General features: G+C 70.0%; 13 protein-coding genes and 1 pseudogene. 7 read left to right on the plus strand and 7 right to left on the minus strand.

From position 1 onward, the window contains the following. The 3 genes and pseudogenes from FNH04_RS47885 to serC form a co-directional block, all read left to right on the plus strand. Positions 1–272, plus strand: a pseudogene (locus FNH04_RS47885) (hypothetical protein); the annotation flags it as partial. 125 nt (positions 273–397) lie between these two features. Next, on the plus strand, positions 398–1,819 hold the full coding sequence (locus FNH04_RS25795) for a cytochrome P450 family protein (RefSeq protein WP_386574721.1): 1,422 nt from the start codon (positions 398–400) through the stop codon (positions 1,817–1,819). 93 nt (positions 1,820–1,912) lie between these two features. Then, complete coding sequence (gene serC, locus FNH04_RS25800; RefSeq protein ID WP_322723864.1) at positions 1,913–3,031, plus strand: phosphoserine transaminase; 1,119 nt, start codon at positions 1,913–1,915, stop codon at positions 3,029–3,031. 68 nt (positions 3,032–3,099) lie between these two features. On the opposite strand, the gene FNH04_RS25805 is transcribed toward serC, so the two are convergent. The 4 genes from FNH04_RS25805 to FNH04_RS25820 all read right to left on the minus strand — a co-directional run bounded on the left by FNH04_RS25805 (position 3,100) and on the right by FNH04_RS25820 (position 8,431). Beyond that, entirely contained in the window at positions 3,100–4,716 is a 1,617-nt protein-coding gene (locus FNH04_RS25805; RefSeq protein ID WP_152788186.1) for an alpha/beta hydrolase, read from the minus strand. A 285-nt stretch (positions 4,717–5,001) separates the two neighbouring features. Then, positions 5,002–6,516: a cellulase family glycosylhydrolase gene (locus FNH04_RS25810; RefSeq protein ID WP_152788187.1), complete on the minus strand. Its 1,515-nt coding sequence runs from the start codon at positions 6,514–6,516 to the stop codon at positions 5,002–5,004. Between the two features lie 110 nt (positions 6,517–6,626). Next, positions 6,627–7,448 (minus strand): ABC transporter permease, encoded by an 822-nt coding sequence (locus FNH04_RS25815; RefSeq protein ID WP_152788188.1) that lies wholly within the window; start codon positions 7,446–7,448, stop codon positions 6,627–6,629. Then, positions 7,445–8,431 (minus strand): ATP-binding cassette domain-containing protein, encoded by a 987-nt coding sequence (locus FNH04_RS25820; protein WP_152788189.1) that lies wholly within the window; start codon positions 8,429–8,431, stop codon positions 7,445–7,447. The genes FNH04_RS25815 and FNH04_RS25820 overlap by 4 nt, the downstream gene beginning before the upstream one ends. A gap of 142 nt (positions 8,432–8,573) precedes the next feature. Between FNH04_RS25820 and FNH04_RS25825 the strand changes: the two genes are divergently transcribed. After that, positions 8,574–9,542 carry a TetR/AcrR family transcriptional regulator gene (locus FNH04_RS25825; protein ID WP_152788190.1) on the plus strand — a complete coding sequence of 323 codons (969 nt, stop codon included), beginning with the start codon at positions 8,574–8,576 and terminating at the stop codon, positions 9,540–9,542. An 86-nt stretch (positions 9,543–9,628) separates the two neighbouring features. Here FNH04_RS25825 and FNH04_RS25830 read toward each other — a convergent pair whose 3' ends face one another. Next, positions 9,629–10,612 carry a YncE family protein gene (locus tag FNH04_RS25830; protein WP_152788191.1) on the minus strand — a complete coding sequence of 328 codons (984 nt, stop codon included), beginning with the start codon at positions 10,610–10,612 and terminating at the stop codon, positions 9,629–9,631. A 131-nt stretch (positions 10,613–10,743) separates the two neighbouring features. Between FNH04_RS25830 and FNH04_RS25835 the strand changes: the two genes are divergently transcribed. Both FNH04_RS25835 and FNH04_RS25840 read left to right on the plus strand, forming a co-directional pair. Then, positions 10,744–11,433, plus strand: a complete 690-nt coding sequence (locus tag FNH04_RS25835) for an SGNH/GDSL hydrolase family protein (protein ID WP_152788192.1) — start codon at positions 10,744–10,746, stop codon at positions 11,431–11,433. A gap of 94 nt (positions 11,434–11,527) precedes the next feature. Then, the gene (locus tag FNH04_RS25840; protein ID WP_152788193.1) at positions 11,528–12,124 is read left to right on the plus strand and encodes a Uma2 family endonuclease; all 597 of its coding nucleotides are present in this window, start codon (positions 11,528–11,530) and stop codon (positions 12,122–12,124) included. Positions 12,125–12,265: 141 nt separating this feature from the next. On the opposite strand, the gene FNH04_RS25845 is transcribed toward FNH04_RS25840, so the two are convergent. Continuing rightward, positions 12,266–13,204, minus strand: coding sequence for a nuclear transport factor 2 family protein (locus tag FNH04_RS25845; protein WP_152788194.1), 939 nt, complete (start codon positions 13,202–13,204; stop codon positions 12,266–12,268). Between the two features lie 218 nt (positions 13,205–13,422). Between FNH04_RS25845 and FNH04_RS25850 the strand changes: the two genes are divergently transcribed. Beyond that, positions 13,423–14,418, plus strand: a complete 996-nt coding sequence (locus tag FNH04_RS25850) for an aldo/keto reductase (protein WP_152788195.1) — start codon at positions 13,423–13,425, stop codon at positions 14,416–14,418. 202 nt (positions 14,419–14,620) lie between these two features. Here the strand turns inward: FNH04_RS25850 and FNH04_RS25855 are convergent. Beyond that, the coding region (locus tag FNH04_RS25855) for a 2'-5' RNA ligase family protein (protein WP_322723867.1) at positions 14,621–14,939 on the minus strand (319 nt) is incomplete at its 5' end.

Raw genomic sequence — 14,939 nt, forward strand, 5'->3', positions numbered from 1 at the left:
GTCCCGCCCCACCCGTCCGGTGCCGTCCGCCGAGGTCCGCGGTCGGCGCCGGGAAGGCGGCCGGGGCCGACGCGGCGCACACGGACCGGCGCGGCGCATACGGACCGGCCCGGCGCATACGGACCAGCGCGGCGCATACGGACCGGCCCGGCGCATACGGACCGGCCCGGCGCATACGGACCGGCCCGGCGTACACGGACCAGCCCGGCGTACGCGAACCGACGCGCCCGCCCGGGACCGGGCACCCCCGGCAGGACCCCGCACGCCTGTGACCTGGCCATATACGCCCTCTTGCACAGGTGTCACCTCATGTGACACGACCATCACCAACCCGTAACGGTTGCCACCCGAGTCGGTGCCGTTGCGCCATTGGTGCGCTATGTGTTGCGTTATGGACATGCTCCCGAGCGCGCCGGCCGGCAGCCCGATGCTCGAGTCGCTCCCCGCGGCACCGCTGCTCACCCGCGAGTTCGACTCCGATCCCGCCGGGGTGTACCAGCGGCTGCGGCACACCTACGGTCCCGTGGCCCCCGTCGCGCTGATGGGAGCGCCGGTGTGGCTCGTCCTCGGCTACGCCGAGGTCCTGGAGGTGCTCCGCAACGAGAGCGTGTGGCGCCGTGACGTCCGGTACTGGAGGGCGCGGGCCCAGGGCACGCTCCCGCCCGACTGGCCGCTGCTCGCGGGCTACGAGGTGCGGCAGACGATGTTCATGGACGACGAGGAGCATCGCGGCGCCCGGCAGACCCACAACACGGCGCTGGCGCCCTTCCAGAACGGACAGAGTCCGCAGGGCTGGGAGCTGCGGGCAGCCGTCGCCCGGTACACGGACGAGCTGGTCGCCGCCCTGGCCACGGAGTCGGGGCCCACCGGATACGCCGACCTGTGCGCGCAGTACTCCAGGCCGCTGCTGCTGATGGTGACCACCAAGCTGTTCGGCTTCCCGGACGACCTGGGCGACGAGCTGGTGACGGACCTGTGGCAGATGCTCGACGGCGGGGAGGAGGCCGGCCCCGCCACCGGGCGCGCCCTGGCGGCCATGACCCGGCTGGCCGCCCACCGCAGGGCGGAGCCCGGTGACGACCTGCCGTCGCACATGCTGTTCGCCGACCCCGGTCTCTCCGACGAGCAGCTCGGCCGCGAGCTGTTCATGAACGCCGTCTACCTCAACGACATCACCAACACCATGGTGCTGAACACACTGCTGGAGGTGCTGCTGGGCAACGCCGCCGTGCGCCGCAGCCTCTCGGTCGGGCAGCTGGAGGAGACGCTCAACCGTGCCGTGCTGGTGAATCCGCCCACCGCCAACATGCCGTTCCGCTTCGCCGCGCGGGACGTACGGCTGGGCAACTTCTGGATACGCGCCGGTGACGTGGTCCTGCCGTCGGCCGCGGGCGCCCACCGGGAGCTGATGGCGGGCGACTCCGCCGGTATCGCCCAGTCCGTGCTCAGCACACGGGCTCATCTGGGCTGGGGGGCGGGGCCCCACCAGTGCCCCGGTGCCGCCCGCGAGCTGGGCACCATGATCGTGACCACGGCGGTGGGCCGGTTCTTCGAGCACTTCGACCAGGCGGAACTCGCGTCGGCACCGGATCAGCTGCCGTGGCGGTCCGGACCGATGGTGCGAGGGCTGCGGCACCTCCCGGTGTACTACGAGCTGAACCAGCACAGCAGGGCCAGGGCCCAGCTCCCCGCCGCCCCGGCCTCCCGGGGACAGGACGGTACGGGCGGCGCGGGCGCCGTGGATGGCTCCGCGCCCGGGTCCAGGGGCCGGAGAGGACTGTTCTCGACGATGCGCAGGATGATGCCGGGCGGTCGGTGAAGACGTACTTCCGCAAGGCCCCCTCGCCTCCCTCCGTCTCACCCGACGGACGACGTTTCGCCCGGGTTTCGTGGAACGGATAGGCTCCGGTCCGTGGCTGAGATCCAGATTCCCGCTGACATCAAGCCCGCCGACGGACGATTCGGCGCCGGCCCCTCCAAGGTGCGTACCGAGGCGCTGGACGCCCTCGCCGCCACCGGTACCTCCCTGATGGGCACCTCCCACCGCCAGGCCCCGGTGAAGAACCTGGTCGGCAAGGTGCGCGAGGGCATCAGCGAGCTGTTCCAGGTGCCCGACGGCTACGAGGTCGTCCTCGGCAACGGCGGCTCCACCGCGTTCTGGGACATCGCGACCCATGGACTCATCGAGAACAAGTCGCAGCACCTCACGTTCGGCGAGTTCTCCTCCAAGTTCGCCAAGGCGGCCAAGCTGGCCCCCTGGCTGGCCGAGCCCACCGTGATCGCGAGCGACCCCGGCACGCACCCGGAGCCCGCGGCCGAGGCGGGCGTGGACGTGTACGCGTTCACGCACAACGAGACGTCCACCGGTGTCGCCGCCCCCATCAAGCGCGTCGAGGGCGCCGACGAGGGCTCCCTGGTCCTCGTGGACGCCACCTCCGGCGCCGGCGGCCTGCCCGTCGACATCGCCGAGACCGACGTCTACTACTTCGCCCCGCAGAAGTCCTTCGCCGCCGACGGCGGTCTCTGGATCGGCGTCTTCTCCCCGGCCGCCATCGAGCGCGCGGAGCGCGTCCACGCGAGCGGACGGCACGTGCCCGAGTTCTTCTCGCTGCCAACCGCGATCGACAACTCGCGCAAGAACCAGACGTACAACACCCCGGCCCTCGCCACCCTCTTCCTGCTGAACGAGCAGCTGGAGTGGATCAACGGGCAGGGCGGCCTGGACTGGGCGGTCCGCCGCACGGCCACCTCCGCGCGCACCCTGTACGGCTGGGCCGAGGACATCAAGTACGCGAACCCGTTCGTCGCCGACCCGGCCAAGCGCTCGCAGGTCATCGGCACGATCGACTTCACCGACGAGGTGGACGCCGCCGCCGTGGCCAAGGTCCTGCGCGCCAACGGCATCGTCGACACCGAGCCGTACCGCAAGCTGGGCCGCAACCAGCTCCGCGTGGCGATGTTCCCGGCCGTCGACCCGGCGGACGTCGAGGCGCTGACGAAGAGCATCGACTACGTGATCGAGAAGCTGTAGCCGTCGTACACACGGAGAAGGGCGCCCGGCGAACACCGGGCGCCCTTCGTTGCCGTACTGGATGATGCTCAGCCGCGGGAGCCGAGGATCCCGTGCAGGGTGTCGCCGCCCGTCGGGGCGGTCGCCCGTGCCGTGCTCAGCGTCGACTGCGCCGAGCTCTGCTCCGGGGCCCGCGGCTCCGGGTCGGGCAGCTTCTGGCAGACGGCGTCGGCCGTGCCGTTGCCGCGGGGCACCTTGCCGTTGGTGAGGTACTCCGCCAGGTACTTGTCGAGGCAGGTGTTGCCGCTCAGCGAGATGCCGTGGTTGCCGCCGCCCTGCTCGACCACCAGGCTGGACTTCTTGAGCAGTTTGTGGACGGTGACGCCGCCCTGGTAGGGGGTGGCCGCGTCGTCCGTCGCCTGGAACAGCAGCACCGGCGGCAGCTTGGAGTTGGCGATGTTGACCGGCTTCAGCGACTTCGTCGGCCAGTACGCGCACGGCGCGTTGTACCAGGCGTTGTTCCAGGTCATGAACGGCGCCTTCTTGTACACCGCCCAGTTGTCCTTGCGCCACTGCTTCCAGTCGCGCGGCCAGGACGCGTCACGGCACTGCACCGAGGTGTAGACGCTGTAGCCGTTGTCGCCGGAGGGGTCGACGGAGGCGAAGTTCTCGTACGCCTCGACCAGCGGGTCGGCGTTCTTGTCGTTCACGTAGGCCGCGAACGCCTCGGCGAGGTAGGGCCAGTAGCCGTTGTAGTACCCGCCGGGGATGAAGGTGTCCTCCAGCTCGGAGGCGCCCACCTTGCCGCCCGCGGGCGTCTTGGCGAGGGCCGCGCGCATGGCGTACCACTTGGCTTCGATCCTGGCCGGGTCGGTGCCGAGCTTGTAGGTGGAGTCGTACTTCGCGATCCACGCCATGAGCGCCTTGTGGCGGTCGTCGAAGGCGTAGTCCTGCGCGAGGTTGTCCTCGTACCAGACGCCCGTCGGGTCGACGATCGAGTCCAGCACCAGGCGCCGCACCCGCTCGGGGTACAGCTTGGCGTAGACGGCGCCGAGGTAGGTGCCGTACGAGTAACCGAAGTAGTTGATCTTCTTCGCGCCGAGTGCCTTGCGGATCGCGTCCATGTCCTTCACGGCGCTGATCGTGTTGATGTACGGCAGGACGTCCTTGTACTTCGTGCCGCAGGCCTTGGCGAAGGACTTGGCGCGCGAGAGGTTGGCCTTCTCGATCGCGGACGTGCCGGGCACGGAGTCCGGGCGCACCGGGTTGAAGTACCCCGGCTTGCAGTCGAGGGCGGGCTTGCTCTCGCCCACTCCGCGCGGGTCGAAGCCGATGACGTCGTACTGGGCCGCGACCTCCTTGGGCAGGGAGGAGGCGACGTACCCGGCGAGCGTCAGACCGCTGCCGCCGGGGCCGCCCGGGTTGACCAGCAGCGGGCCCTGGTACTTCGTCGCGGTGTGCGGCACGCGGGACAGCGCCAGCGTGATCTTCTTCCCGCTCGGCTTGGCGTGGTTGAGCGGCACCTTCACGGACGCGCACTGGAGCGTCGGGTAGTTCTCCGTGCCGCACTTCTTCCAGGTGACCTTCGCGGCGGCGGCCTGGGCGGTGTTCGCGGAGTGCGACCCGCTGGCGTTGGCGGGGACGGCTGTCAGCGTCCCCGCCAGTACGACGGTGGCGCCGCACAGCACGGCTGCGCTTCTTCTCATGGAGTTCCTAGCAACTGAGGGGGGTTCAGGTCCGCGAGTTCGCGGTCCGTGCCGCATGGTTCCGGAAGAACGCGCCGCGCAAGAACATATTCGACCAAGACTTGACCGAATTGAGTCATCGGAAGCACTTAAGTAACTCACAGAAAGGGGCAGTTGGACCGATCCGGACATGCCGTCCCGGGGCATGCCGTCCCGGGGCATGCCGTCCCGGGGCATGCCGTCCCGGCGATGAGGGCGCTCGGCGAGTGCCAGGCGCCCCCATCTCACGCCGCGGTCACGCCACTGTCACCCCGCCGTGCAGCTCACGCTCGGCACACCTCCGCCCCCGGGCGCGCCCCCGAAGCCGAAGGTCGCCGAACCGCCCACCGGCACGCTCCCGTTGTGCGCGGCGTTCACCGCGATGACCATCGACCCGGTCTGCGTGTACACCGCGTTCCACATGCTGGTCACCCGCTGGGCGCCGCTCCAGGTCCACGTCACCATCCAGGACTTGATCGGGGCCGTCCCCGTGTTGGTCACCTTCACCTCGGCGTTGAAGCCGCCGCCCCAGTCGCTGCTGACGGTGTACGCGGCGCCGCACGAGGCCGTGCCTCCACCGGGGTCGCCCCCGCCCGGGTCACCCGAACCGGGAAATCCCGGCGCCTTGACGCTCGCGAGATACCCGTCCTTCACGGTGTCCACGGTCGACCAGTCGTCCTTCAGGATGCCGCCCGTGTCACCGGAGTTGGGGTTCCACGACCAGAAGGTCCAGTGGAAGCTGTCGGCGCCGTACGCCGACGTCGACCGCAGATACGTCACCAGCGCGGCCAGCCACTTCTGGTCCACCGCCGACTGCAGGGTCGTACCGAACTCGCCGACCCACACGGGCGCGATGTTCTGCTTGAAGATGTAGCCCCAGTACTTGTCCCAGATGCCCGGCATGTTGTCGGGGAACGACGGGTCGCTGAACCAGGGCTGCTGGGCCACGCTGGTCGCGTAGTCGTGCGCGGAGTAGACGACCCGGTTCGCCACGTCGAGCTGCACCGGGTACTGCGCGACACCCATCAGGTTGCCGCCCCACCAGCCGTTGACGCCGTTGTACGACTGCACGCCCTCGACCATGATCAACAGCTCGGGGTTGGCGGCCAGGACCGCGTTGCCGGCCCGCTGTGCGGCCAGCCGCCAGTCCCGCGCCGTGTCCCCGCAGCCCCAGCAGGCAGGGTCGTGCGGTTCGTTGTGCAGATCGATGCCGACGACCGTGGAGTTGCCCTTGTAGCGCGTCGCCAGGGACTTGAGGTTGGCGATCCACGTCGACTCGGGGACCGACGCCGTGTACCAGAGCGCCGACTGCCCGCCCGCGTCCGGGCGGTGCCGGTCGAGGACGACCTTCAGGCCGCTCTGACCGGCGTACGTCACGATCCTGTCCATGACCTGAAGCGAGGTCAGGCCCTGCAGGTCGGCGTTCTTGCCGTCGGAGAAGTTGATGCTGTCGGGTGTGGTGCCGCTCTTGAGGATGTCGTCGCTGTACGGCAGCCGGATGGTGTTGTAGCCCAGCGACTTCATCTGGTTGATCATGCTCTTGTAGTCACGCGCCCAGAGGCCGTGGATCACGTGGTTGCCGGTCTCGAAGCCGAACCAGTTGATACCGGCGATCCGGACCGGCTGCCCGGCCGCGTCCAGGATCTGGCGGCCGCTGGTGTGCCAGTAGCCGGCGCCCGGCTCCGCCGCGTGGGCCGTCGGCGCCCCGGCCACCATCGGTGACAGGAGCGCCGCGACGGCGACGCCCACGGTGCACAGCGCTCTTCGTAAGCTGCGGAACATGTCGCTGCTTCCTCTCGGGAGGCATTGGGCCCGGAACATGTGGGAGCGCTCCCACCGCCCAGTCCTCCCATGGAAGTCAGGTCACTCGGACACGTCAAGGGATCCCGGGATCACCGGCTCAGCTTCTGGAACTTCCGCACCGCCAGCGGCAGGAAGACCGCCGTCAGCACCACCGGCCACACGACCGCCATGAGCAGCGCGTGCTGCTCGACCCACGAGTCACCGCCGCCCACCGTCGTGCCGAACAGGTCGCGGGTGGCCGCGGCCGTCGAGGAGATCGGGTTCCAGGCCGCCACGTGGCCCAGCCAGTCCGGCATCAGCTGAGGGGCGACGTAGATGCTGGAGATCATCGTGAGCGGGAAGGCGATCGCGAAGAGGCCGCCCGCCGCCTCCGGATTGGGGACCAGGAGGCCGAGCCACACGCCGATCCAGATCAGCGCGAACCGCAGCCACAGCAGCAGGCCGAAGGCGGCGAGGAAGCCGAGGCCGCCGTCCGGGCGCCAGCCCATCGCGAGCGCGGTGAGCATCATGATCGCCAGCTCCGCGCAGGCGACGATCAGATCGGTCACTCCCCGCCCGGCGACCACCGCCGACGACGCCATCGGCATGGAGCGGAAGCGGTCGATGACGCCCTTGGTCGCGTCGTAGACGACGACGGTCGCCGTGTTGATGAACCCGAAGGCCATCGTCATCACGAACATGCCCGGCATCAGGAACTCCTGGTAGTCCCCGCCGCCGGGCACCTTCATCGCGTTGCCGAAGACATAGCCGTAGAGGAGGACGGAGAGGATCGGGAAGCCGAGCTGCCAGGCGATGTTGACCGGCTGGCGCTGGTAGTGGGTGAGGCCTCGGCGGACGATGTTCCAGCAGTCGGCCAGAGCCCAGAACACCCGTCCGCGCACGGGCCGTTCGGTCAGGTCAAGGGCGCTCATGCGGCCACCTCCTCGTCGGTGCCGGACGTCTCCGTGCGGTGTCCGGTCAGGCGCAGGAACACGTCGTCGAGGCTGGGCCTGCGCAGTCCGATGTCCTCGACCGCCACGCCCTCGTCCTGAAGGGCCCGCGCGACCTCCGTCAGGGCGGCGACGCGGTCGGTCACCCGGGCGTGCACCCGCGGCTCCGTCCCGTCCGACTCCGGTTCGCCGTCCGCGACCCGGGCGACCACCTTCACCGTGCGCGGGATGTCGGCCCGATCGGCGACCACGACCTCGATCCGGTCGCCGCCCACCGTGCTCTTCAGCCCGTCCGGGGTGTCGTCCGCGATGGCCCGCCCCTGGTCGATGACGGTGATACGGGAGGCCAGCTTGTCGGCCTCCTCCAGGTACTGCGTGGTGAGCAGTACGGTCGTGCCGTCGGCCACCAGCGCCCGTACGGACTCCCAGACCTCACCGCGGCTGCGCGGGTCGAGTCCGGTCGTCGGCTCGTCGAGGAACAGCACCGCCGGGGCGAGGATCATCGAGGCGGCGAGGTCGAGCCGGCGGCGCATCCCACCGCTGTACTTGCCGACGCCCCTGTCCCCCGCGTCCGTCAGGCCGAACCGCTCCAACAGCTCCGTCGCGCGCCGCCGGGCCCCACGGCCGCCCAGGTGGAACAGCCGGCCGAACATCTCCAGGTTCTGACGCCCGGTCAGCACCTCGTCCACCGCCGCGTACTGACCGGTGAGCCCGATCCGCGCCCGCACCTCACGCCCCTGCCGCGCCACATCGAGGCCGGCCACCGTGGCCCGGCCGCCGTCCAGCCGTAAGAGCGTGGACAGGATGCGTACGGCGGTGGTCTTGCCCGCGCCGTTCGGACCCAGCAGTCCGTGCACCGTGCCTTCCCTGACCGCGAGGTCGAAGCCGTCGAGCGCCCGCTTCTCGCCATACCGCTTCACGAGCCCTTCGGCCCGTACGGCGTAGGCGTGTCCGTCGCCTTGCATCGTCACTCCCCCTTCACTCCCCTTCCCCTCACCTGAAACCGAGTACGGTGTACCCACAAGAGAGTACGGCGTACTCAGTTTCTGTCCAGTGATTTACCGAGGCCCGGCGGAGGGCCACGTCAGGAGGGCTACGCTGATGTTCATGACGAGGACGGAGACCGGCGGCAGCGGCAACATCAAGCTCAGCCTGCAGCTGCTGTGGGGCACCGGCGAGCGCCGCAGCCGGGGCCCCAAACCGGGGCTGAGCCTCGACCGGATCGTCGCCGCGGCCGTCGAGATCGCCGACGCGGAGGGGCTGGAGGCGGTGTCGATGCGGCGCCTGTCCACCACGCTGAAGGCGGGCACGATGTCGCTGTACCGGTACGTGCCGGGAAAGGCCGAGCTGCTGGACCTGATGCTCGACCGGGTGCAGGCCGAGGCCCTGGAGGGCGGCCAGGAGAGCGGGAGGACGGAGACCGGCCAGGAGAGCGGGGAGACGGAAACCGGCCAGGAGGGCCGGTCGGCGGAGACCGATCAGGAAGGCGGGTCGGCGGAGACCGATCAGGAAGGCGGGTCGGTGGCGGCCGGCTGGCGGGACGCCGTGGCGATCATGGCCCGCGGGTACCTGGAGCACTACCGGCGCCACCCGTGGCTGCTACGGGTCAACCAGGCCCGAACGGTCATGGGCCCGAGCTCCCTGCGCTCCCTGGAGGCCGCCCTGGTCCCCCTCAAGGGCATGGGGCTCAGCGATCCCGAGCTGATCTCGGTGTTCATCGCGGTGCAGAGCTTCGCGGGCGGTATCGCGCGTATGGAGATCGACGCCGTCGACGCCGCCAAGGCGACCGGCCTCAGCCACGAGGAGTTCTGGGCCGAGCAGCATCCGTTCCTCGAACGGGCCATGGAGAGCGGCCAGTTCCCCATGATGGCCCGACTGGCCGAGGACACCTTCTCGGTCGACTTCGACCACTTCGAGTTCGGGTTGCAGCGAATCCTGGACGGACTGGACGTGCTGGTCGACCGGCGGCGCGGCGAAGCGGGTCAGAGCCAAAGGGCTCAGAGCCAAACGGGTCAGGGCCAAGCGGCTCAGGGCCAAGCGGGTCAGAGTGGCGGGTCAGGGCCTGTCCGACCCTGATCCGCCGTCCTGCATGCACCATCCTGCATGCGCCATCCTGATCCGCTACCCCGGCCCGCCACCCCGATGTGCCGGACAGCCCTGGTTCACGACCGCCGCAGCAGCCGCTTCAGCCCCCACACGACGACGAGACCGGCGACCACGGCCAGTGCGCCGGCCTTGATCCCGGAGTTCGTACCGTCACCGCTGTCCCCCTGAGCGGAGTCCGAACTCCCGCCCCCGGAAGCCGAGTCGGAGCCGTCGCCCCCGCCCGGGGCCTCCCGGGCCACGACCCTGCTGCCCTCGCCCTCGGTGCCGTACATGATCTCGGCACCGTCGGTGGTGTAGGTCATCGACTCCCCCTGCCCCTGCAGAGGCACGCTGAGCCGATCGACCCGCTTGATCTTCCCGCCGTTCCAGTCGTACAGGATGCCGCCGAAGTAGCCGCGTACGGCGAGTCGCTTGCCGTCGGGCGAGAAGGCCCCGTCGGTGACCCAGAGGTCGACCGCGGCGACCCGCTTGAAGACGTTCGTCCCGCTCGCGGAGAGCTCGGCCGGCCCCTCGTACAGGGACCCGCCGTCCTCGTTCTTGTCCGCGATGTAGACCCGCCCGGTCTTCGGGTGCACCATCAGCGCCTCCGCGTCACGGGCCCCGTCGGCGTACTTCACGACGTACTGCGTGGCGCGGATCGTCTGGTCCTTGAGCTGCTTCGGCTCCGGCAGCTCGTAGATCCACACGTAGTCCCAGGTGCCGCCGAGGTTGTCGCCGATGTCGCCGACGTAGATGCGGTTGCCGGGCCCCATGGAGACGGCCTCGACGTCGCGCGGGGCGCCGACGCCGGTCATGGTGACGGTGGCGACCGTCTCCCCGGTCCTGCTGTCGACCGCGTACAGGTACGCCCCGTCGTCGCTGTCGTTGTGGGTCCAGTAGATCCCCGGGTGCTGACGGGAGGCGGCGAGGCCGCTGGACTCGGTGATCCTCGGGTCCTTGAGGGTGAACCCGCCGTCGTCGGCGACGGCGGGCGCGGCCGAGGCGGCGGCGAGGAGGACCCCGGCGAGGCCTGCGAGGAAGGGGAGCGATCGACGCGGCATGCCCCCAAGCCTGCCATCCCGCTCCGCGGAACGAACGGCGACCGTGTACCTCGCCCCCACGTGGCCAGGTTCACAGCACGGAACGGCCAAGGACCACTTACCAACAAGTAGCCATCATTCATGATGAGCGGATGCTCAGGTTCATGCCCGTCGGCGACTCCATGACCATAGGCAGCTCCGGCGAACACACATGGCGTTACCGGCTGTGGCGGCACCTGTGCGCGACGTACGGCGGCCCGTTCAAGATCGTCGGCCCGCGCGAGACACTCCACGACCAGGCCACGGGCACCCCCACGTCGTACGCCTACGCGGACCCGGACTTCCCCCGCGCCCACCTCGCGGGCTGGGGCGAGGGCTGGCTCCACATGGCCCCGCTGATCGCGCGGACGGTACGGGAGCACCGCGCCGACGTCCTGCTCGTCTCCCTGGGCCTGATCGACCTGGGCTTCTACACGAGCGCCGACCAGACGGCGGAGAACGTCCACCGCTTCGTGACCGAGGCGCGCTCCGCGAACCCGCGCGTCCGCATGGTCCTGCTCCCCGTGATCCCCAACATCCGCGCGGAGTCGGACACCCCCTTCGCCGCCCAGGTCGCCCGCTTCAACGAACTCCTCGCCAAGACGGCGGCAGACCTGGACGAACCCCGCTCCCCGCTGCTCCTGGCGTCCCCGCCCCGCTCGTACGACATCCACCGGGACACCTACGACGGCACGCACCCGAACGCGAGCGGCGAACACCGCATCGCGGCGGCCTTCGCGGACGCCATGCACCAGGCGTGGGACCTGGGAGAGCCGTACGCCCAGGACGCCAAGGACCGCTGAGGCGGGAAGTTCCCGGCCCGTGCCCCGTCACCGTGCGTATCGTTGTACTGCGCGGCGGCCCGCGATCGAGCGGCAGCCGGGGAGGAGCGCCACGATGACCGTCCTTGAAGACAGGATCGACATGGCCGAGAGCATCGACAGCGGTGACGAGCTCACGCTCGACACGATGTTCGAGTGGGTCGAGAAGGGTCCCATCCCCGAGGGTTACAAGGTCGAGATCGTCGGGGGGAACATCTTCATGGCGCCTCAGCGGGACACCCACTGGGAGATCATCGCGGACATCTACGAGCAGCTGCGAGCCAAGTACCCGCGCAAGCGCGTGAAGTCCGACGTCCGGATCGACTACCCGGGCCACCTCAACGGCTTCGCCTCCGACGTGACGGTCATGGCCGAGGGCGCCGCCAAGGACTCCAGGGGACTGTGGCAGCACCAGGACGTCGAGTTCGTCGCCGAGGTGATCTCACGGAGCACCGCGGCCAACGACTACGACGCCAAGAAGACCGCCTACGCACTGGCCGGGGTCCCCGTCTACCTCATCGCCGACCCCTACCAGGGCAGGTGCCGCGTCTACACCCACCCCAAGGACGGCGACTACGCGACCGAGACGAAGGCGTCCTTCGGAGACGACGTGGACCTCACGGACACGGTGGTCGGGCTGACGCTCAAGACGGACGAGTTCCCCCGCGACTGACCGCCACGGCCTCCCTGCCCCGGGAAGCGGCTGACGCCGCTCCCCCCTCACCTCCGCGAACCGGACTGGCACGGCTGGTCGGAGGGCCCCGGCACCGCCAAGGGCCCCTCGGGCCAACACATCCCCAGGCCAACACGCCCCTCAGAACATCGTGTTGTCGTTCGCCGAGGTGGCGGGCACGTCCTGGATGACGTCCCAGTGCTCCACGATCTTCCCGCCCCGGACCCGGAAGAGATCGATGATCGCCTGGCCCCGCTCCCCCGGCGCGTTCACGTAGTGGCTGTGGACCGCCACGAGGTCGCCCTCGGCGACGACCCGCTTGGGGGTGACTTTCAGCTGCGGGAACTGCTCGAAGTACGCGCCGAGTCCGGCCTTCACGCCCGCCACGCCGTCGGGGATGTTCGGGTTGTGCTGGTGGTATTCGGGGCCCCAGTACGCGTCGATGGCGGACAGGTCCTTGTCCACGATGAGCTGGTCGAACGCCTTGGTCACCAGCTTCTTGTTGTACGCGGTGAGCCACCGCGGCCCGGGCCGCTCGGTCCGCGGCCGGCTCTCCGTGGAGAACATGTCGTTGCCGTTGGCCGTCGTCTCCGGCACCTCCTGGCCGGTGTCCCAGTGCTCGGCGATCCTCCCGCCCTGGAAGCGGAAGATGTCGAAGACGGCCGAGCCCCGCGTGCCCGGGGCCAGGACGACGTTGGAGTGCACGAGGACGAGGTCACCCTCGGAGATCACACGCTTGACGTCGTACTCGGCGTCCGGGAACTGCTGGTGGACGGCGGTGGCGAGGTTCTTCAGCGTCTCGGCCCCGTCGGGGGCGAGCGGGTTGTGCTGGATGTAGTCGGGCCGTACGAAACGGTCCACGACCTCCGTGTCGCCCTGCTCGAACACCCCCTTGAGGACCCGGACGGCGACGGACTTCTGGTAGTTGAGGCGAGCGCTCTCGCCGTGGGCCGCGGAACCGGAGCGTCCGGCGGCGACCGAGGGAGCGGCCGCGGCGGCGGGTACGGCGACCGTGGCGGTCAGGGCGGCGGCCACGAGCGCGGCGGCGAGGGCCCGGCGGGCGCGTGCGGTGCTGATCATGGAGTTTCCGTTCTCCGATCCTGTGGGGGAGGAATGCGGCGGCCGGCCCGAGCCAGAGCGCGACGAACTCGACGGACTCGACGAGCCGATGCGGGCGAAAACTTGAAGGTTCAAGCTGGCGCTTCCCAGAGGAAAGCACTAACCAATGGTTAGCGTCAACCGCCCGATCTCCGAAGCCGCTTGCCTAGAGCGCACTCCACACCGTTGGCTAGGCGGACATGAGGTACACACAGCTCGGACGTACGGGACTCAAGGTCAGCCGACTGGTCCTCGGAACCATGAACTTCGGACCGCAGACCGACGAAGCGGACAGCCACGCGATCATGGACGCTGCGCTGGACGCCGGGATCAACTTCTTCGACACCGCAAACGTGTACGGGTGGGGCGAGAACAAGGGCCGCACCGAGAGCATCATCGGCAACTGGTTCGCCCAGGGCGGCGAGCGCCGCGACAAGGTCGTGCTCGCCACCAAGGTGTACGGCGCCATGAGCGCGGACAGCGCCGACGTCTGGCCCAACCACCACAAGCTCTCCGCACTCAACATCCGGCGCGCGGTGGACGCGTCGCTGAAGCGGCTCCGGACCGACTACATCGACCTCTACCAGTTCCACCACATCGACCGGAACACCCCCTTCGAGGAGATCTGGCAGGCCGTCGACGTCCTGGTCCAGCAGGGGAAGATCCTCTACGCCGGCTCCAGCAACTTCCCCGGCTACAAGATCGCCCAGGCCAACGAGACCGCAGCCCGCCGCGGCGGCACCATCGGCCTCGTCAGCGAGCAGTGCCTCTACAACCTGGCCGAGCGCCGCGCCGAGATGGAGGTCCTCCCGGCCGCGCAGGAGTACGGGCTTGGGGTCATCCCCTGGTCACCGCTGCACGGCGGGCTGCTGGGCGGAGTGATCAAGAAGGAGGCCATGGGCGGACGCAGGGCCTCCGGCCGGGCCGCCGACGCGCTCGCCGACCCCGCCGTACGCGCGCGAGTCCAGTCGTACGAGGACCTGCTGGAGAAGCACGGCATCGAGCCCGGTGAGGCGGCCCTCGCCTGGCTGCTGACCCGCCCGGGTGTCACGGGCCCGATCGTGGGGCCGCGTACGGCCGGGCAGCTGGAGTCCGCGATCCGGGCGGCGGAGCTGGAGCTGTCGGAGGACCTCCTGGCCTCGCTCGACGAGATCTTCCCGGGGCCGGGGCCGTCTCCGGAGGCGTTCGCCTGGTAGGAGGCGCCCCTGCGAGAGGGGCGCGGGGAACTGTGCGGCCGGCCGCAGGACGTCCGCGGCAGACAACTCACCCACAGCTCCCCGGCTCCGCCGGCGAAGCGACTACTTGCCCAGCGCGGCCGCCACGGCGACGACGAGGAACATCAGGACGAGCACACCGGCCATGATCCGGTTACGGGTCTTCGGGTCCACGCAGTCGAGGTTAACCGGCCGCTCCGAGCGCCCAGCGGGCGACCGTCTCGTAGCGCGGCTGCTCCCCCGGCGCCCCGGACGTCGGCAGGTTGCTGCGCACCAGCGCCACGTCGTCCACCGTCCAGGTACGGCTGGTGAGGGCGCCCAGGGCGGCGACGTACGCCCGTACGTCGACCGCCACCCGCGCGCGGGCCACCGTCAGGTGGGCCTTGTACCGGCGGCGCTCCCCCATCGGCACCCCCGCCTTCCGCGCCGCCGCCTCCGCGCGGTCGGCCAGCAGCCGCAGGGTCGTGAGGTCCCCCTCCGCCCCGGCCCACAGCGCCCGCCCG

Source organism: Streptomyces phyllanthi (assembly GCF_009377205.1).
GTDB classification, from domain to species: Bacteria; Actinomycetota; Actinomycetes; order Streptomycetales; family Streptomycetaceae; genus Streptomyces; species Streptomyces phyllanthi.